The organism is Nonomuraea sp. 3N208 (genome assembly GCF_052245935.1).
Lineage (GTDB): Bacteria > Actinomycetota > Actinomycetes > Streptosporangiales > Streptosporangiaceae > Nonomuraea.
Map to the genome: position 1 here is coordinate 161,798 of NZ_JBQQBR010000008.1, position 18,722 is coordinate 180,519.

General features: G+C 67.9%; 18 protein-coding genes and 1 pseudogene. 7 read left to right on the top strand and 12 right to left on the bottom strand.

All coding sequences use genetic code 11. The features are described from left to right. The first annotated feature begins 68 nt into the window (after positions 1–68). From ACTWPT_RS14360 to ACTWPT_RS14375, 4 genes are all read left to right on the top strand, one after another. Positions 69–2,405, top strand: coding sequence for a polyribonucleotide nucleotidyltransferase (locus ACTWPT_RS14360; protein WP_443177843.1), 2,337 nt, complete (start codon positions 69–71; stop codon positions 2,403–2,405). Continuing rightward, the gene (locus tag ACTWPT_RS14365; protein ID WP_443177844.1) at positions 2,402–3,712 is read left to right on the top strand and encodes a M16 family metallopeptidase; all 1,311 of its coding nucleotides are present in this window, start codon (positions 2,402–2,404) and stop codon (positions 3,710–3,712) included. The genes ACTWPT_RS14360 and ACTWPT_RS14365 overlap by 4 nt, the downstream gene beginning before the upstream one ends. A 289-nt stretch (positions 3,713–4,001) precedes the next feature. Continuing rightward, the gene (gene dapB, locus ACTWPT_RS14370; RefSeq protein ID WP_443177845.1) at positions 4,002–4,739 is read left to right on the top strand and encodes a 4-hydroxy-tetrahydrodipicolinate reductase; all 738 of its coding nucleotides are present in this window, start codon (positions 4,002–4,004) and stop codon (positions 4,737–4,739) included. Between the two features lie 174 nt (positions 4,740–4,913). After that, positions 4,914–5,393 carry a GNAT family N-acetyltransferase gene (locus tag ACTWPT_RS14375; RefSeq protein ID WP_443177846.1) on the top strand — a complete coding sequence of 160 codons (480 nt, stop codon included), beginning with the start codon at positions 4,914–4,916 and terminating at the stop codon, positions 5,391–5,393. On the opposite strand, the pseudogene ACTWPT_RS14380 reads toward ACTWPT_RS14375, so the two are convergent. From ACTWPT_RS14380 to ACTWPT_RS14410, 7 genes and pseudogenes are all read right to left on the bottom strand, one after another. Further along, a pseudogene (locus ACTWPT_RS14380) lies at positions 5,390–5,653 on the bottom strand (P-loop NTPase fold protein); the annotation flags it as partial. The gene ACTWPT_RS14375 and the pseudogene ACTWPT_RS14380 overlap by 4 nt on opposite strands. Before the next feature lie 13 nt (positions 5,654–5,666). Next, complete coding sequence (locus tag ACTWPT_RS14385) at positions 5,667–6,380, bottom strand: GAF and ANTAR domain-containing protein (RefSeq protein WP_443177847.1); 714 nt, start codon at positions 6,378–6,380, stop codon at positions 5,667–5,669. A 151-nt stretch (positions 6,381–6,531) separates the two neighbouring features. After that, positions 6,532–7,407: a 1,4-dihydroxy-2-naphthoate polyprenyltransferase gene (locus ACTWPT_RS14390; protein ID WP_443177848.1), complete on the bottom strand. Its 876-nt coding sequence runs from the start codon at positions 7,405–7,407 to the stop codon at positions 6,532–6,534. Next, complete coding sequence (locus ACTWPT_RS14395) at positions 7,407–8,015, bottom strand: GNAT family N-acetyltransferase (RefSeq protein ID WP_188194419.1); 609 nt, start codon at positions 8,013–8,015, stop codon at positions 7,407–7,409. The genes ACTWPT_RS14390 and ACTWPT_RS14395 overlap by 1 nt, the downstream gene beginning before the upstream one ends. 44 nt (positions 8,016–8,059) lie before the next feature. Beyond that, positions 8,060–8,575, bottom strand: a complete 516-nt coding sequence (locus tag ACTWPT_RS14400; protein ID WP_443177849.1) for a CGNR zinc finger domain-containing protein — start codon at positions 8,573–8,575, stop codon at positions 8,060–8,062. A 179-nt stretch (positions 8,576–8,754) separates the two neighbouring features. Next, positions 8,755–10,158 carry an aminotransferase-like domain-containing protein gene (locus ACTWPT_RS14405; protein ID WP_443177850.1) on the bottom strand — a complete coding sequence of 468 codons (1,404 nt, stop codon included), beginning with the start codon at positions 10,156–10,158 and terminating at the stop codon, positions 8,755–8,757. Positions 10,159–10,375: 217 nt separating this feature from the next. Beyond that, positions 10,376–10,549 (bottom strand): hypothetical protein, encoded by a 174-nt coding sequence (locus ACTWPT_RS14410; RefSeq protein WP_443178004.1) that lies wholly within the window; start codon positions 10,547–10,549, stop codon positions 10,376–10,378. 33 nt (positions 10,550–10,582) lie between these two features. On the opposite strand from ACTWPT_RS14410, the gene ACTWPT_RS14415 reads away from it, so the two are divergent. Both ACTWPT_RS14415 and ACTWPT_RS14420 read left to right on the top strand, forming a co-directional pair. After that, positions 10,583–11,425: a DMT family transporter gene (locus ACTWPT_RS14415; RefSeq protein ID WP_443177996.1), complete on the top strand. Its 843-nt coding sequence runs from the start codon at positions 10,583–10,585 to the stop codon at positions 11,423–11,425. A gap of 47 nt (positions 11,426–11,472) precedes the next feature. Further along, positions 11,473–12,495 carry a hypothetical protein gene (locus tag ACTWPT_RS14420; protein WP_443177851.1) on the top strand — a complete coding sequence of 341 codons (1,023 nt, stop codon included), beginning with the start codon at positions 11,473–11,475 and terminating at the stop codon, positions 12,493–12,495. A gap of 318 nt (positions 12,496–12,813) precedes the next feature. Here the strand turns inward: ACTWPT_RS14420 and ACTWPT_RS14425 are convergent, their stop codons facing one another. The 5 genes from ACTWPT_RS14425 to ACTWPT_RS14445 form a co-directional block, all read right to left on the bottom strand. Beyond that, positions 12,814–13,293: a GntR family transcriptional regulator gene (locus tag ACTWPT_RS14425; protein WP_443177852.1), complete on the bottom strand. Its 480-nt coding sequence runs from the start codon at positions 13,291–13,293 to the stop codon at positions 12,814–12,816. 41 nt (positions 13,294–13,334) lie between these two features. After that, positions 13,335–13,811 carry a GntR family transcriptional regulator gene (locus tag ACTWPT_RS14430; RefSeq protein WP_443177853.1) on the bottom strand — a complete coding sequence of 159 codons (477 nt, stop codon included), beginning with the start codon at positions 13,809–13,811 and terminating at the stop codon, positions 13,335–13,337. A 775-nt stretch (positions 13,812–14,586) separates the two neighbouring features. Next, complete coding sequence (locus tag ACTWPT_RS14435; protein ID WP_443177854.1) at positions 14,587–15,063, bottom strand: hypothetical protein; 477 nt, start codon at positions 15,061–15,063, stop codon at positions 14,587–14,589. 588 nt (positions 15,064–15,651) lie between these two features. Further along, the gene (locus ACTWPT_RS14440; RefSeq protein ID WP_443177855.1) at positions 15,652–16,308 is read right to left on the bottom strand and encodes a JAB domain-containing protein; all 657 of its coding nucleotides are present in this window, start codon (positions 16,306–16,308) and stop codon (positions 15,652–15,654) included. A 641-nt stretch (positions 16,309–16,949) separates the two neighbouring features. After that, positions 16,950–17,663, bottom strand: coding sequence for a GntR family transcriptional regulator (locus tag ACTWPT_RS14445; protein WP_443177856.1), 714 nt, complete (start codon positions 17,661–17,663; stop codon positions 16,950–16,952). Positions 17,664–18,092: 429 nt separating this feature from the next. On the opposite strand from ACTWPT_RS14445, the gene ACTWPT_RS14450 reads away from it, so the two are divergent. Beyond that, positions 18,093–18,539: a GNAT family N-acetyltransferase gene (locus ACTWPT_RS14450; protein ID WP_443177857.1), complete on the top strand. Its 447-nt coding sequence runs from the start codon at positions 18,093–18,095 to the stop codon at positions 18,537–18,539. Positions 18,540–18,722: the final 183 nt, after the last annotated feature.

An 18,722-nucleotide genomic window follows, 5' to 3' on the forward strand; every position in this document is an offset into this window, starting at 1 on the left:
CGGCGCTGCACCTAACGAGGGTGCCGGTGAGAAAAGGGCGCGGGAGACCGACCACAAGGAGGTCCCCCGTGGAGGGTGTCCACACTGCTGAAGCCGTCATAGACAACGGTTCATTCGGCACGCGCACGATCCGGTTCGAGACCGGACGGCTCGCGCGTCAGGCGGCCGGGTCCGCCGTCGCATATCTCGACAACGACACGATGGTGTTGTCGGCCACCACCGCGTCCAAGGCTCCGAAGGAGCAGTTCGACTTCTTCCCGCTGACGGTGGACGTCGAGGAGCGAATGTATGCCGCGGGGCGCATCCCCGGCTCGTTCTTCCGCCGTGAGGGCCGTCCCTCCGAGGACGCCATCCTCACCTGTCGCCTGATCGACCGGCCGCTGCGCCCGTCCTTCGTCAAGGGCCTGCGCAACGAGATTCAGGTCGTGGCCACGATCATGGCGCTCAACCCCGACCACCTCTACGACGTGGTCGCCATCAACGCCGCGTCCCTGTCGACGCAGCTGGCGGGCCTGCCGTTCTCGGGCCCGATCGGCGGCGTGCGCGTCGCGCTGATCGAGGGCCAGTGGGTGGCGTTCCCGACGCACCACGAGCTGGAGTCGGCCACGTTCGACATGGTCGTGGCGGGCCGGGTGCTCGACGACGGCGATGTCGCGATCATGATGGTCGAGGCCGAGTCCACCAGAGACACGCTCAAGCTGGTCGCCGAGGGCGCCGTCGCGCCCACCGAGGAGACCGTCGCGCAGGGCCTGGAGGCCTCGAAGCCCTTCATCAAGGTGCTGTGCGAGGCGCAGGCGCGCATCGCGCAGGTCGCGGCGAAGGAGACGGCCGAATACCCGGTCTTCCTGGAGTACCAGGAGGACGCCTACGCCGCGGTCGAAGCGGCGATCAAGAACGAGCTGGCCACCGCGCTGACCATCGCCGGTAAGCAGGAGCGCGAGAACGAGCTGGAGAAGATCAAGGCGCTGGCCGCCGAGAAGCTCCTGGCCGACTTCGAAGGACGCGAGAAGGAGATCGGCGCCGCGTTCCGCTCCGTGATGAAGAAGCTCATGCGTGAGCGGGTCGTCAAGGAAGGCGTGCGCATCGACGGCCGCGGCACCAAGGACATCCGCGCCTTGTCGGCCGAGGTCCACGTGGTGCCGCGGGTGCACGGCTCGGCGTTGTTCGAGCGCGGCGAGACCCAGATCATGGGCATCACTACGCTCAACATGCTGCGCATGGAGCAGAACATCGACACGCTCAACCCTGAGCGCACCAAGCGCTACATGCACAACTACAACTTCCCGCCCTACTCCACCGGCGAGACCGGCCGGGTGGGCTCGCCCAAGCGGCGCGAGATCGGCCACGGCGCGCTCGCCGAGCGGGCACTGATCCCGGTGCTTCCCACGCGCGAGGAGTTCCCGTACGCCATCCGCCAGGTCTCTGAGGCGCTCGGCTCCAACGGCTCCACGTCGATGGGCTCGGTGTGCGCGTCCACGATGGCGCTGCTCGACGCCGGTGTGCCGCTCAAGGAGATGGTCGCGGGCATCGCGATGGGCCTGATCGGCGAGGGCGACGCGTACGTCACGCTGACCGACATCCTCGGCGCCGAGGACGCCATGGGCGACATGGACTTCAAGGTCGCCGGCACCAAGGACGTCATCACCGCCCTGCAGCTCGACACCAAGCTCGACGGCATCCCGGCCAGCGTGCTGGCCGCCGCCCTCAAGCAGGCCAAGGGCGCCCGTCTGGCGATCCTCGACGTGATGCAGGAGGCGATCGCCTCTCCGGCGGAGATGAACCCGACCGCGCCGCGCATCATCACCATCAAGGTCCCGGTCGACAAGATCGGCGAGGTCATCGGCCCGAAGGGCAAGATGATCAACCAGATCCAGGACGACACAGGCGCCGAGATCACCATCGAGGACGACGGCACGATCTACATCGGCGCCACCGACGGCCCGGCCGCCGAGGCCGCGCGGTCGGCGATCAACGCCATCGCCAACCCGCACATGCCGGAGGTCGGCGAGCGCTACCTGGGCACGGTCGTCAAGATCGCGGCCTTCGGCGCGTTCATCTCGCTCATGCCGGGCAAGGACGGCCTGCTGCACGTCTCGCAGATCCGCAAGCTGCACGGCGGCAAGCGCATCGAGAACGTCGAGGACGTGATGAGCGTCGGCGAGAAGGTTCAGGTCGAGATCGCCGAGATCGACGGTCGCGGCAAGCTCTCGCTGGTGCCGGTCGAGGTCATCGAGAAGGAGGCCGCCGACAAGGAGGCGAAGGCCGCCGAGGGTGGCGACGAGGCGCCGGAGCCGGAGGAGTCCGCTGCCGCGGGCGAGGACAGGTCCGAGCGGCCCCGCCGCACCCGTACGCGCGTCCGCACCCGTGGTAACGGCGGCGGCGAGGGGGACGACCGGAACTCGTGAGTACCACCACGCTCCACCCCGGCAAGGACGGAGCCGGGGTGGTAAGGCGCACTGTCCTTCCGGGTGGCCTACGCGTGGTGACCGAGACCATGCCGACCGTGCGCAGCGTCGCGGTCGGCATGTGGGTCGGCATCGGCTCGCGTGACGAGGCCTCCGAGCACATGGGGGCCACCCACTTCCTCGAACACCTGCTGTTCAAGGGCACTCCGACGCGCGACGCCATGGAGATCTCCGCCTCCATCGAGGGCATTGGCGGTGAGATCAACGCCTTCACCGCCAAGGAATACACCTGCTACTACGCCCGCGTGCTCGACGAGGACCTGCGGGTCGCGGTCGACGTGCTCGCCGACGTGGTGACCAGCTCTCTGGTGACCGACGAGGACGTCGAGTCCGAACGTGGCGTGATCCTCGAGGAGATCGCCATGCACGACGACGACCCCTCTGACGTGGTGCACGAGCAGTTCGCTGCCGAGCTCTACGGTGACTCGCCGATCGGCCGGCCCATCCTGGGCACGGTCGAGTCGATCAACGCGCTCGGGCGCGACCGGATAGCCGAGTACTACCACCGCTACTACCGGCCCCGCCGCACGGTGGTGTCGGTGGCCGGCAACATACGGCACGAGGAAGTCGTCGAGCTGGTCACCAGGGCGTACGAGCGGGCGGGCGCCCTGAGCGGCCCCGCCGAGTTCGCCCCGCCGCGCACCAGCGGCCCGGGCGCCGGCTCGCGCTCCGGCGTCAGGGTGCTCGACCGGCCTACCGAGCAGGCCAACCTGGTGCTCGGCACGACCGGCCTGTCGCGTACCGACGATCGCAGGTTCGCGCTGGGCGTGCTCAACTCCGCGCTGGGCGGCGGCATGTCGTCCAGGCTGTTCCAGGAGATCAGGGAGAAGCGCGGCCTGGCATACTCCGCCTACAGCTACACCTCGGCGTACGCCGACACCGGTCAGTTCGGCATCTACGTCGGCTGCCTGCCGTCGAAGATCGACGACGTGCTGAAGATCTGCCGGGACGAGCTGACCAGGGTGGTGGACCTGGGGCTGGGCGCCGACGAGATCATGCGTGGCAAGGGGCAGATGCGCGGTGGGCTCGTGCTCGGCCTGGAGGACACGGGCTCGCGCATGTCGCGGATCGGCAAGAACGAGCTGGTCTACGAGGAGCTCATGTCGGTGGACGAGGTGCTGTCCCGCATCGAGGCCGTCACTCCCGACGAGATCTCCGAGATCGCCAGGGATGTGCTCAACCGGCCGCTCACGCTCGCCGTGATCGGCCCGTACGGCGACAAGGACTTCACCGACTCCATCCGCTGAGCCGGCCGTCATCGTGGCGGGCCGCATGCAGCGGTCCGCCGCCACACTGCACCTCGGGCGGGCCGTGTGCTGCGGCTCGCCACAGGTGCGCTTCCGCCCTTGAGCAGGCTTGCGCGTCCAGTCCCTTCCAGCGGTTATCCCTGACGGGCGTGCCCTGAGGTTGCGTGGGCGCCTGACGCGGCGTGGTGGGGTGCGTGATGCGTCCGGCCGGGCGTCGGTGTGACAGCGGCGGCGGCACGGACGGTGGGCGAAACCGTCGGCCGTTTCCCGTTGGGATAGGGTTGGGCGTGTGATCAAGGTAGGTGTGCTCGGCGCCCGCGGTCGCGTGGGCTCCGAGGTGTGCAAGGCGGTCGAGGCGGCCAGCGACATGGAGCTGGTGGCCGCGCTCGACAAGGACGACTCCATCGAAGGCCTCGAAGGCGCGGAGGTGGTGGTCGACTTCACCCACCCCGACGTGGTCATGGGCAACCTCGAATGGGCCATCGCGCACGGCGTGCATCCAGTGGTGGGCACGACCGGGTTCGACGAGGGGCGGCTGGCCACCGTACGCGGGTGGCTGGCGGACTCCCCGGGCACCAACTGCCTGATCGCCCCCAACTTCGGCATCGCGGCCGTGCTCATGATGCACTTCGCGCAGCAGGCGGCGCGTCACTTCGAGTCGGTCGAGATCATCGAGCTGCACCACCCCAACAAGGCCGACGCCCCGTCCGGCACCGCCACCCGTACCGCGCAGCTGGTGGCCGAGGCGCGTGCCAAGGCCGGCTCCGCCCCGATGCCCGACGCGACCAGCACCGCGCTGGACGGCGCCCGCGGCGCCGACGTGAGCGAGGTGCGCGTGCACTCGGTGCGCCTGTCCGGGCTCATCGCCCACCAGGAGGTGCTGCTGGGCGGCGACGGCGAGATCCTCACGATCAGGCACGACACGATGAGCAGGTCGGCGTTCACGCCCGGCGTGCTGCTGGGCGTGCGCAGAGTGCGCGAGCTGCCCGGCCTCACCGTGGGCCTGGAGCCGCTGCTCGACCTCTGAGGCGGTCCTGAGGGGGATCTGCTGCGGCCCCGATGTGGCCGCACGACGTGCCCACCACCTGGTGGGTCGTGGGCACGTCGTGAGGAGAGGGTCCCGGCTCCGCACAGCCGGGCCTACGATCATCAACACTAATACGAGCGGCGAGATCCGCTCGAAACATGAGATCGTGTCGGCATGGTGCGATGGGCGAAGGCCGGCGAGCTCGCCGGGCTGGTGGCGATCGAGTTGGCCGCGGATCGGCTGTTCGAGCAGGTGGGCATCACGTTCCCGCCCGGCACCACCATGATCGAGGAAGTGGACGACCCGGGGAACGTGCTGGTCGAGGGGGCACCGCTGGCCGGGTTCGCGCTGGTCGGATGGGTGGACGGCAACCTGCATCTCGAGCAGCTGGCGGTCCATCCTGACAACATGCGCCAAGGCATCGGCGGGCGGCTGGTGGCCGCGGTGATCGACCACGCAGGTGCGGCCGGCGCGCCGCACGTGACGCTGACGACGTATCGGGACGTGCCGTGGAATGCGCCCTGGTACGCGCGCCACGGCTTCACCGTGCTGCCCGAGGAGGAGTGGGGCCCGGAGCTGCAGGCGCTGGTGGAGCACGAGCGTGAGCTGGGCATCGAGGTCGCGCCGCGTGTGGTGATGAGCCGCGCCTGCTAGCCGAGGCGGGCCGCGCCAAGCACTACCCACCGGGATAGCGACGGTCCTAAACGGGCACTAGGTGGGTAGCGCATGATGAGCGTCCTCTCGGTGTGCAGGGCGTTCAAGAGGGGGAGCAGCATCTGCGGCTCGCGGCGGTGCACCCAGGGGTTGAAATGCACGCGGACGAACTCGTCGCCGTGCCGGTCCAGGAGCCGCTCGTCCACCATTTTCAGCAGGGTGGATTTTCCGGATCCCCAGGCGCCGAAAACGCCGATCGTCTTGCCGGGCTGATTACGCCTGGCCCACCTTGCGCGGTGGCGGGTCCTCGAAACGGGAGCGCTGCGGGGCCTCTCCGGTCACCTTCTCCACGATCGTGGCCGCGACCTGGTGCAGCTTGACGTTCCTGTCCTGGGAGACGTGCCGGAGCACCTCGAACGCCTGGTGGGAGGTGCACCGGCGCTGCGCCATGACGATGCCGAGGGCCTGGTCGATGATCGCGCGCGTGGTGAGCGCCTCCTTGAGCTGCGCGGCGACCTCCCGCATGCGGGCCGCGTCGACCGCCGTACGGAACAACACGCCGATATGGCCGGCGGTCACGCGGACGGCGACCCGGGTCGCCTCGCTGAAGCCGCCGCACTGGCCCGAGTAGAGCGTGAGGACGCCCAGCATCCTGCCCTCGGATTTCAGCGGCTCCGAGTGCAGGCTGAGCAGGCCGGACTCGGCCGCGAAGCGGCGCCAGCGGGAGTCCGCGCCCAGGTCCGTGGCCGTCACCGGCTCTCCGGTGTCCAGCGCGTCGAGGCAAGGCCCTTGACCGGCGGTCGACTGCAGCCCATCGAGCAACTCGGCACGCTCGTGCGAGCAGGCGACGGTACGCAGGCCGTGCTCGGCGGGCAGCGCGATACTGACCATCGGGGAATCGGGCATCGCGCGGGTGGCGATGCTGACGCACTCAGCGAGTGCGTGTTCGAACTCCTCGATGTCCGTGGGCGCGCTTGGCCGGTTCAATTAGATCCCTCGCGCTAGGTGCGACGGCGGGCCACTTCTCCGGACCACTTGACTAAAAACTGCCCTAGTAAGGGATTCATACGCTAGCGTCTCGTGCCGCCGTCCGCGACGGTCGTCAGGGGATCGGCGCTCGTCGAAGGACGGGCGTTCGTCAGAAGATGATTGCGAGACCCACGGCGAACAGCAGACCGTACGCCATCTGCAGCTTGCCCGTCTGCTGCAGCACCGCAATCAGGGCAGGACCCACGGCCTTGCTCAGCACTGTCTTGATCGGAGTGATCGCCAGCGGCACCGCCAGCAGCACGAGCGCCGCCCACGGTGTGATCGGCACCATCGCCAGCGCCACCACGAACGGCACCACCTGGCACACCACGTACAGCGCCCGGGTGCGCTCGGCCCCCAGCACGACCGCCAGCGTGCGTTTGCCGGCCTGCCCGTCGGTCCCCACGTCACGCAGGTTGTTCACGACGAGCATGGAGCACGACAGCAGCCCCACCGGGATCGAGGCGAGGAACGCGGCCCAGCTCAGCGATTCTGTCTGGACATACGCGGTCCCGACCACGGGCACGATGCCGAAGAACACGAACACGGCCAGTTCGCCCAGCCCGCGGTAGCCGTACGGGCGATTGCCACCGGTGTAGAACCAGGCGGCCGCGATCGCCGCCGCTCCCACCAGCAACACCCACCATGCCTGCGTGACCAGCACCAGGACCAGCCCCAGCATCGCCGCGACGGCGAAACTGCCCAAGGCGGCGATCAGCACCTCCCGGGGCGTGGCCGCGCGTGAGCCTACGAGCCGCATCGGGCCGACCCGCTGGTCGTCGGTGCCCCGGATGCCGTCGCTGTAGTCGTTGGCGTAGTTGACGCCGATCTGCAGAGAAAGGGCCACGAACAGCGCCAGGAGCGCCCGCCACCACACGAAGCCACCCTCGCCGATCGCCACGCCGGTGCCGACCATGACGGGCACGATGGCGTTGGGAAGCGTGCGCGGCCGTGCGCCGGCAATCCACTGTGCGGGAGTGGCCATTAACTGATGTCCGTCGTGAGGCGGACCATCCTGATCGGGCGGCCCATGTCCAGGACGCGTTCGGCCATGTCCTCGCCCCAGCCGGCCGACTCGAGGAAGCCGAGCACCGCGTGGTTGTCGGCGAACACCCAGGTGACGATCTGCCGGAAACCGTCGTCGCGCAGGTAGTCGACGGTGGCGTTGAGCAGGCGGCTGCCGTGGCCCCTGCGGACGAAGTCGGGATCGACCAGCAGGGTCAGCATCTCGGCCACCACGCTGGGGTCGAGGTCGGGGTCCTCGGCGGGGGCGTGGGACGCCAGGCCCACCACGCGCTCGCCGCCGCGAGGGGTGACGAGGGCGGCGCTGCCGCCCGCGCCGAGCGCCGGGAAACCCTCAGTGTCGAGGATGGTCTCCACCGCCACCAGCACGCGATGCATGGGGGTGGGCGGGGCGACGATCGCCTCGTCCCACTGCCGCAGCCACATCTTCTCCGCTGCCGGGCCGGTCATCTGCTCAAGCGGCCCCTCGGGGAGGAACTCCCGATAGCCGTAGCGCCAGGCGCGAATCTGGCAATTCGCAACCTGGAGCACATCCTCGCGCCGGGCCGCCCGGACGCCTACGTCTGCCATCTCGGCCCGCTCCTTCGCCTGCCGTACGTGCCACAAGGCACGAGTTACACCGTATCGGTGTTTGACACTTGGAGACGACGCGAACCCCGCTTCCTCGCCCGGTAAGCGCGTGTCTTGGTGCGGTTGCCGCATACCCGCATAGAACACCACGAGCGGGAACGATTCTTCGAAGAGTCGATGAACGCCCACTGACAGGTCCCCTCCGCGCACACCTTGAGCCGGTCCCACCCCGCCCCCACCGCCGCGGCCGCGATCCTGGCCAGACCGCCTCGTACGCCGCTGCCCGCCGGCACCAGATCCGGGCCGCCGTCCGCCTGGGCGCTCACCTGAAGCGGGAGGTCGGGGAAGTGGGCTCGCTCGCGCCTGAGAGCCGCCCTGAGGGCCTCGCGGAGGGTATGGGCGGTGTGGAGGTCGTCGTCGGTGGCGCGGTCTCGGGGGGCTATGAGGTCGCGTTCGCGCAGCCAGACGAAGAGATCGGCGGGGGAGGAGAGGTCGTCGGTGTCGGATTCGACGTCGTAGGTGTTCACGAAGTCTCGGATGAGCCCCGCGGAGAACGACATGCCCGCCACTTTACCGAAGGTCCGCAGAAGGCCTCGGCCTTCACGACTCCGTTGCCCAATGGCTGATCACGCGGTGAGCTGCAGGTCGAGTCGTGTGAAATGGGAGCTCCGGGTGGTTCCCAGGGGTGTGCCGGTGAGCCAGACGTCGAGTCGGCGGAGGTTGATCGCAGTCGCGGCGTTCACCGGACCTGCGTCAGGGCCTCGGCGAGGCGGCGTACCCCTTCGTGCAGCTCCGGCAGATGAGTGGCCGCCATGTGCGTCACCCTGATCCGCGGGCCGGGCGGTTCCGACGGGTAGTACATCCTCCCCGGGCTCACCAGCACGCCGTTCCGCCGGGCGGCCTCGACGAAGGCGTTCTCGTCGACCTCGGCCGGCAGACGCACCCACAGGTGCATCCCGCCGATGGGCAGCAGGTGGAGCTCCGCCTCGGGCATGCGTGCGGCGAGCGCTGCCGCGAGCGCGTCGCGCCGTGTCCTGAGCTCGGCGTGCACCGCCGTCAGATGCCGCCGCCAGGCCGGCGACCCGACGAACTCCAGCGCCGTCTCCTGCAAGGGTCGCGCCACGAAGAACGACTCCACGAGCTGGCTGGCCCGCAGCCGATGCGCGGCCGGTCCGCGAGCGATCACCGCGGCCACCCGCATGCTCGGCGAAAGGATCTTCGTCAGCGAGCCCACATTGACGACGGTCCCGTGCTGATCCATGGACGCCAGCGACGCAGGAGCGTGCTCGGTCAGGTAACGGGCATAGTCGTCCTCGACCACGAACGCCCCCGCCGCCCTTGCCACCTGCAGCACTTGCTCCCTGCGTTCGACGAGCAGGGTAGCGCCGGTCGGGTTGTGCAACGTGGGCTGGCAGAAGAACACCCGCGCGCCGGTGACGGCGAACGCCTCGGCCAGCAGCTCCGGCCGTACGCCATCCCTGTCCATGGGCACGGCCGTCGCGCGCAGCCCGGCCGCCTTGGCCGCCGCCAGCGCCCCGGGGTAGGTGGGGGTCTCGACCAGCACTGGCGTATCAGGGGCCGCCAGGGCCCTGAACGCGTGCGTGAGCGCCGCCTGGCCGCCGCTGACGATCAACGCGTCGGCCGCGGTCACGTCGCCGCCCGTCTGGGCCGCGAACCACCGTCGCAGCTCGGGGAGTCCCGTCAGGGGCGGCTTGGCCCAGGCGTCCGGCCGCCGTACCGCCCGCGCCGCCGCGGCCCCCAGCTGCTTGTCCGGCCGCAGGCCGGGGTGCAGATAGCCACCGGTCAGCGGCACCACTCCCTCGGGGGCCGACGCCAGCAACTCGACGACGGGCCCGTCGTCGACCACCCGGTCCCCGAGCGCGACCGTCTGCCAGGACAGGTCGGCGGTGTCCTGCCCCGCCGTGACCTGATGCTGCTGCGCCACGAACGCGCCGCTGCCCGGCTTGGTGACGACCCTGCCCTCGGCCGCCAGCTGGCCGATGGCGCGGGACACGGTGACGGGGCTGACGTTGTGTCTGCGCATGATCTGCCGGCTGGACGGGAGTCGCGCGCCGGGGCCGAGGCGGGCGGCCTCCTCGCGCAGCATCGCGGCGATCTGAGCGATACTGCTATCGTTGTTCATGAAGGATGAGAATAGCGCTACCGTCTCCGATGGAGTAGCGGTCTCGCGCCATAGCCCCGCCGCTCCGACCGCCGGGCCCGCCGCGAATGCCGGCGCAGCCCAGGCCGCGGGCCCTGCTTCAGCGGCCGGCCACGCTCTCCCCGCCCCCGTCTTCGCTGTCTCACTCCACGACGGCCGCCAGCGACGCGACGCTTTCCCGCGCCACCGCACAGTCCGGCTACCCCGCGACGCGCAACCCCGCACCGGCCCTGATGACGCGCAACCCCGCACCAGCCCCCATGGCGCGCAGCCCCGCGACACGTACGACGAGGCGCAGGTCCGCAGCGGCCACGATGAGGCGGAGTCGCGCGACAGTCTCGACGACGCTCAGCCCCGCAGCGAACCCACCCACGACAGCCGCCGTCACCGTCGTCGAGGCACGGCCCTGGCGTTCCTTGGCGTCTTGGCCTTCTCCGGCTCGTTCCCGGCGACCGTCTACGCCATGGAGGGCTTCGACCCCTGGCTGGTCGCGATCGGCCGAGCCGCCATCGCCGGCGTGCTGGCCCTGATCTGCCTGAAAGCCACCAACACCCCACTCCTCCCGCCAAGACCCCTCTGGCCCGCGTACGCTCTGATCTCCCTCGGCGTGGTGTTCGGCTTCCCCGTGTTCAGTGGCCTGGCCTTGGCCCTGGGGGCGAGCACCGCCCACGCCGCCGTGGTCATCGCACTCCTCCCCGCCGCCACAGCGGTCTGCGCGGTACTCAGAGCAGGCGAACGCCCCCGCCCTCTCTTCTGGGCAGCGTGCGCGGCCGGCGCCGTCGCCATCACCACGTTCACCCTCACCCAGCACCAGGGCAGCGCATCCTGGCCTGATCTGCTCCTCCTCGCCGCCCTGATCTCAGCCGCGATCGGCTACACGGAAGGCGGCCGCCTGTCCCGCGACCGTCCGGGCTGGCAGGTGATCTCCCACACCCTTGTCCTCTCCCTCCCCCTGACGGCCCCGATAACGGCCTTTCTCGCCGTGACCACTCCCACCACCTTTACACCCCACGCGATAGCGGGCTTCGCGTACGTAGCGGTCATCTCCATGTTCCTGGGCTTCTTCCCTTGGTACGCGGGCCTGGCCAAGGGCGGCATCGCCAGAGCCGGCCAGACCCAGCTCACCCAGCCCCTCCTGACCCTCCTCTTGGCCTGGTTCCTCATGGGCGAGAGATTCGGCCTGGTCACCGTGGCCGCGGCACTGGCCGTGCTCGTCTGCGTGGCCATCACCCAGCGCGCCCGTACTTGAAAGCCGTGACGCCGCCCCGCAGGATTGGGGGAGGAGGTGTCACAACAATGGCGGACCTCACGATCCCAGAGGGCGGCTTCTGGCCTGCGCCGGAAATCCCGCAGCCCAACATCTATCCCATGGAATGGCGCGTCGAGACGGAGAAGCTCGCCGCGATCTACGAGAAGTCCAAGCGCATGGTCTGGAACCCGGCCGACCTCTCCTGGGATGGCCTCAACGCGGAGGACTTCACCCGGGAGCAGCGCCTCGGGATCATGTACTGGTTCGCCGTCCTGGCCAACTTCGACGCCTCGGGACCGGCCGTTTTCGCCCGCGCCACGATCCAGGCCTTCGAGAAACACGAAGAGGACCCGGTCAGGAAGTGCTTCTTCTCCATCACTCGCGACGAGATGAACCACGAGGAGTGCTGCCAGCGCACCATAGCCAAACTCTGGCCGGGCGGCCCACTCAACTGGACCCCGTCGGACGACCTCGAATCGGCCGCACACAACAACATCGGCTGGCTCTACCACAACGGCGGCCGCTACTGGAACGGCTATACGTCGGCCGTGGGCAAATACTCGCTCCCGGTGCTCTTCACCAGTTTCATGATGGGCGAGATGGCCGCCTCGACGCTGTTCAGGGGCATGGCGTCAGGCACCCAGCATCCGGTCTTCAGCGAGATGTTCCAGCGCATCGGCCGCGACGAGTCCCGCCATCTCCAGATTTGCATGACCATTCTGGAAAATGAGTGGCCGGGGCTGACGGACGAGACCCGGACCCTCATCACCCGCCAGCTCAGAGCCGGCTTCGTCTTCCTCAGCATGATCCTCTGGGAGCCTCCCGGGGGCTTCTGGGAACTGCCGCCCTACTTCCTCCCCAACCACCGCGTCCTTATGAACCACGCCAGGGACGCGGGACTGGGCGTCTTGTCGTACGAGGAACAGGCCGAGAACTGGCGCGTTGCCATGGCCAAGATCCGCGCCATCGTGGAACGCTGGGGTATCGCCTTCCCTGCCATTCCCGAACTGGACCTGGAAGGCGTACCGGTCGAGTTCATCGATCCGGAAGAGATCATCCCGGTCTTCTAGGATTGGCCGCCATGCGGCCTCGCATCGACGGGCTCAGAGTCCTCGAATTCGGTACGCCCGGCGCCTCCGCACCCGCCTGGCCCACCTGGTCCTGGCGGGCTAGAAAACCGCCACCGCCGGGCAGCTCGCCCTCGGGTCACGTGGGAGTTCGCCCAGGCGGAGGGCGGAGGGCGGCGGACGGAGGGCGGCGGACGGAGGGAACCGCTCGGTCGAAGACTGGCGAGAAGGCCACAGCCGCTACTGGGCCCGCCAGAGCCATACGGTGGACGACTCCTCCAGGGTGGTCTGCCTGTGGTTCCGCGTTGTCGATGATTGGGGTTATTCGTCGGGCCACTTCTCTGGATCTGACACGTAGGTGCCGCGGTACGGGACGGTGAAAACCCACCCCTGCTCCCGCAGACGAGCGACCGCCTGACGGGCGGTGACCTTGGCAACCCCGTGCCACCGCATCAACACCTTCTCGCTCGGGATGGCCCGGTTCGGCCGGAACTCGCCGCGTCTGATCCGAGCGGCGATGTCGTCGGCGATGGTCACATACATGGCTCTCGCCAGGTTCACACGCGGCACACCGGGCGGTCCGACAAACGTGCCCTCGCCTTGCACGGTATGAACGAGTTGACGCCTGCGGAGCTCTCGCGCCACGTTTCGCGCGGTGGTGCGTGCGATGTCGAACTCCGCTTCCATGGCCGCCTCGCTCAGCACGGCTTCGCCGGGTCGCAACTCGCCGCTGGTGATCTGTTCCTGGATCAGCTCGGCGACCTGGATGTAGAGCGGTATGGGCCCACCACGGTCGAGCATGCTCATATCCTAGACGTGTCGATACAAGCAGATGAGTAAACTTAGACCTGGGGCCACGACTCCCGTGGGGCGACGTAACTGCCTCGCTGGGCGACGGTGTAGATCCAGCCCTGCTCCCGCAACAGCGCCATGGCCCGCCGCACGGTTTCGCGGGCGACGCCGTACTGCTCCACCAGCGCCGACTCGCCCGGTATGGGGCGTCGCACCTGGAATTCTCCGGCCTTGATCTGTTCGGCGATGTCTGTCGCGATTTGCTGGTAGAACGGGACTTTCCGCTTCTTACGCGGGGCTTCCTCGGGTGTGCCGACGAAAGCCCCTTCGCCCTGAACGGTGTAGACGAGCCCTTCCTCGCGCAGTACGTGAATAGCTCGTCTGGCGGTGGTCCTGGCGACCCCGAACTCCTGCTGGATGTCGGCCTCGCTGGGCACGGGGTGGCCGGACGAGAGTCCAGAGACCCGGTGCCGGAGGATGTCGGCGATCTGGATGTAGATGTGGGTGTCCCCGTCGTAGTCGAGCACATAGGCAACATAGGCCAAGAGGTACAACGAGGCTCATATCATGCTGTCCACTTAGACAGAGCGCTCTTTATGAGTAGACAGAAGAAGACAACCAGACGTAGCATCAGCGCATGCCTCAACGTTCTTCGATCCCAGAGGACCGGTGTCTCGGAGTTCACGTGCCGGTGTTGCGTGCCCCCAGCACAGTGGTGAAGTGGTATCCCGTGGCGCCGCGTCACGAGCGCGTACGGGTTCGGGACTACACGTGCGACTGTCAGCCAACGTTCTATGAGCTGTGCCAGGCCGGCGGCCTCTTCTTCATCCGTAGAGTCCGCCGAATCGGCGATAAGACCGTGATCGACGAGAACGCGCCGACCCGGTACGCCAAGTGTTTGATCGTGTGGACCAGCTTGGTGGAGGGCTTGGCCTGCTGATCGCTGTCCCCCGGCTCTCTTGCTGCCGCCGAGCCGGGATGCGTGGCTTTGTGATCAAGGGATCTGAGGGCGCTGCACAAAGCCATGTTTCACGGGTTCGCGGCCTCCATGCCGTGCCCGTTCACTTGGACAGGTTCTCCAGGCTGCGCCTGTCTGTTCCCGGCAGGGGTGTCTCAGAGCGCCGCGCCTGCCGGTGCACCTCTCCCCACGGCCTACGGATCTTCTATGACCTCCTCTTCGTCACCCTGGCCACACTCGACGAGATCGTTCGCGAGGGCGGCGTACGGGCTGGGGCGCTCAAGCCTGAGGTCGGGTCGCCCAAGGGTGAGATCCCCTCGGGCGACCCGACCTCAGCTTGTTCTTTATCCTCCGGGTTGTTGTAGTGCTGCGAGGGTGCGGCCACGTTTGACGGTTTTGCCGACGTCGTAGCGGGTGGCGAGCCGACGGTTGGGGATGCCGGATGGGCGTCCGGGGCCGGCCATGGAGGGTTTGGGTGCACTGGCCGGCTGGGCGAGTGCCGGAAGCAGGTTCCGAAACCCGCGCCGGACCCGGGCGGGAGTGAGCTGACCTAACGAGGCCGGTTTCTCCCACGGATGACGCAGGTCCTCGGTCAGCTGGCGCCCCAGACGCAGCTGGGTGTGGGCGATGATGAGCAGCCAGGTCCAGCGGTCGGCGGCTTGGGCGGCGCGGACCTTGGGCCGGGTCCAGCCGAGGGTTTGTTTCCAGAATCGGTAGGTGTGCTCCAGGTCGAATCTGCGCAGGAATGCCTGCCAGCAGCGGTCCACGTCCGTGCTGGTGGCGCCGGTTTTGGAAGACCAGAGCCAGACTGGCCATCGCATGAACTCTTCGAATAGCAACGATTCAAGGTCGAAGGTGATCTGTGATGGCCGTAGGAATCGTGACGTCGCCAGAGTTTTCTCGCAATAAAATCTGACCGATGGCTTATTCTTGGCCAGTCACCATCTCGGAGCCTCATCCAAATTTCAGGCAAAGGTAGATAAGGTGTGTCGATTGACCGTGAATTCGGCCAAGCGCCGTTTATCTCGATTAGGGGGATGAGGAGTGGCAGGGGGCCGGATTGGGGCAACTGCACAGATTTGCCGCATGCGGGCACCCCTGCCAAAGCGCGTGAAGCCGCTGTTCTTCACGCACTGTGTGCTTTCGCGCAACCCCAGGCGAAGCGCCCCGGCCAAAGGGAACCGCCGACGCGACCGAAATACGCCCCGCCTGGGGTTGGCGCGGAAGCGTGGACCTGGCCCCGAGCCTGCCAGGAGGCACAGGACCACGCCACGACGAGTAATGGCCGGCTGACGTCCGTATCGGCCTACCCGCGCCATTAGGTTCTCATGGGCTGTGCTTGGAAAACTGCTGTTCGGCGCTATGCACGGATCATTCCCTTTGATGTTCGGTGGGTGGGTGGAATGGGTTTAGATGGGGATACGTCTCCAAGCGGCGTCTGTGATGATCAGGTGGTCGAGGAGTCGCAGGCCGACTGTTTCCGCGGCCTCGATGAGGCGTGACGTCGCCTCTACATCGGCGGCGCTCGGATCGAGGGAGCCGCTCGGGTGGTTGTGGGCGAGGCCGAAGATCGCGCCGCCCGCGGTGAGAACCTCCGTGATCATCTCTCGGATCGGCATCGCCGTGTGGTCGGCGCCGCCCTCGGTCACGACCGAGCGTTTCAATACGCGGCCGCCGGTGTCGCACACCACCATGACGAGGCGCTCCTGGCTATGGCCGTGCAGGAGCGCGGCGCATTGGTTGGCCAGGTCGGTCGTGTTGGTGATGCGCTCCCGCTCGGGCCAGGCCTTCGCCCGCCGCGCGAGATGGAAGGCCGCGGTGACCCTCGCGGCCTTGGCCGGGCCGACGCCCGGCACGGTCAGCAGCCGATGCGGGTCGGCGCGGCCGAGCCCGTCCAAGTCTCCGCAGTGGTCGATCACTTGGGTGGCCAGGTCGAGGGCGCTCGAGCCGCGGAATCCCGAGCCGAGCAGCACGGCCAGCAGCTCCCTGTCTGCCAGGGCGGTCGCGCCGTTGGACATGAGCCGTTCGCGGGGTCGGTCGTGTTTGGACAGGTCCTTGAGTCGCATCGGCAACCTCCGCGACCGTTGTATCAACGCGCTCCGACAATCTCTGACCTGCGCATTCGGTGCAAATGGGGTAGCCGTCCTGGTCGCGAGGGAAAGTTGCCGGCCTCGGTGATGAGGGCGGTGGCCAGACGGCCTGTCTGGTTGGCGATTTCCGCGGGCGGCATCGGGCGTCCGTAGTCCGGCCATCACGTGAGCGCCTGGACGAGCATGCCTTCCAGCAGGGTCGATACCAGTCCGCCTGAGGCGGGGAGCGACTACAGGTGGCGACACATTGCCGGCCCTTGCCTCCGGGCGATCGACGGGACGCTGCCCGACGCGGTCAGTTGCCGATATCCGCTCCCCGACGCGGCGCAGGCCTACCAGGACTTCGCGGATGGCCACAGTCGCAGCAAGATCATCTTTTCGATGGCGGAGTAGCCCGACCGATGACGCTGCGTGCAGTCGATGGAGAGGCGCTCGTACGGGTGGGCGGCTCCAGCGTTATCCCGCTGTCGCGGAGATCCGCTTCGGTGGGATGCGGGTTCTGGCCGGACGGGTGACAGGCCGCTGGGTGGTTCTCGTCGGATGGGCGGGGAAGCGGACTCGGGTGGACGGGGCGGAGGCTCCGGGCGGGGAGGCGGGCCTACCCGGAGCCTTCCGTTTTAGACGGGCATGCTGTACGTGACCCGGAATCGGTCGCCCGGGATGACGATGTCGCTCGTCTCTACGGGGCGATCACCCGCCCAATGGGTGCGTTCGACATGCAGCACATGTACGCCCGCCGCGAGGTCCAGCGCGTCGCTCTCGGCGGGCCGCGGCACGCGGGTGTGCACGCTCTCCACGACCTCGGTGATCTTGATGCCGTGCGCGTACATTCTCGCGACCAGGCTCCGCCGTTCCTCGGAGTGAGCGGCGAACTCCAGCGGCTCATAGGAAGTGGCGAGCTGGAGGGGTCTGCCGTCGGCCCGGTAGACGTACCGGGTTTTCGTGAGCGGGGTCGTCTCTTTGAGACGGAGCCGTCTGGCGATGTCGGGTCCCGCGTCGATCGGCTCGCTGTGCCAATCCCAGGTCACGCGTCTGCCCTGTGACTGCAGGTCGGCCGCGAACGGGGTGGGGTGATCGAGGTAACGCCATCGGTGCAACGTTGTCAGGTCGGGGCGTTCCCTGACGTAATGGCCGGAGCCGACGCGGCCGATGATGAGGCCCTCGCCCGCCAGCACGCGTAGAGCATGACGGGCAGCGGTCTCGCCGACCTGATACTTGCGGGTCAGCTGCGCGCGCGAGGGAATGGGCGCGCCCGGGGGAAGGCTGCCGTCGGTTATCTGTCGCCGGATGTCTTCGACGACACGCAGGTAGACCGGATCTGAGGTGGCCACTAGTCCATCCCTGGGGGTTCGTGTGAGGCGTTGCCCTATGTTGCCGTATTCGGCAGGTAACCGACCGTCATCGATGGTAGTTGGAGCCCCAACTTTGCCATGGTGGAAAATTATCCGAGAAACCCTGTAACGCAGATGTAAGGGGTGCCGATTCTCCGGTAGAGGTCGTCGATGTGTGTACCCCCGAGCACATATCGGCGACCTCTTCCAATGTCCGCCCTTCGGCTGGCGATGGGGTCCCGGGGCCGGAGGTCTTGGGTGATCGGTTGTGGGGCATGCGGCGGCCCGTCACGGTGGCGGGATTCGCCCGGAGGCGCGGTGGGCAAGTGGTCAGCCCGGATCGCCGCAGAGTGGCCGTAGTGCGGAGGGCCGTTCTCTCCTACGTTGTGGCGGTCTTATTCAACCTTGCGCCCTGCCTGGGGAGGCCTAGTGATCACTATCGGCAAACTCCTTCCATCCGATCGGAACGCCTGGGAAGGCCTGTTCCGCGCGTACATCGACTTCTACGAGCGGAGCGAGCCGGACGAGATGTACGACCGGGCATGGGCGGAGTTCCAGGCGGACGCTCGGCTGCATGCCCTCGGGGCGAGGCTGGATGGGAGGCTTGTCGGGATCACGCATTTCCTCACTCATGGCAACACATCGGCGCCTGACGTCGACGTCTGCTACCTGCAGGACTTGTTCACTGCGCCGGACGTGCGCGGCAGGGGTGTGGCGGGGGCGTTGATCGAAACCGTGAGCGGGTGGGCGCGGGAGCGCGGCTGCTCACGCGTGTACTGGAACACCCATGAGTCGAACAGCACGGCTCGCCGTCTGTACGACAAAGTGGGCGAGAACCGGGGCTTCATCAGATATCAGATCGAACTGCTCAGGTAGGGCTCCGTCCGCGGATGGGGTCCATTACGTACGTATGGTTGGCCGAACGCTGCCGTTACTTGATCTTGGAAGTGTGCGTGGCGGCGCGCGGCCACGAGGGTCGATGGTTGAGGGGTGGGCTGAGGGTACGTCGTTGGCGAAGCGGGCGGCGAAATGCCGGAGAAGGGGGCCAATGAGCGGCTC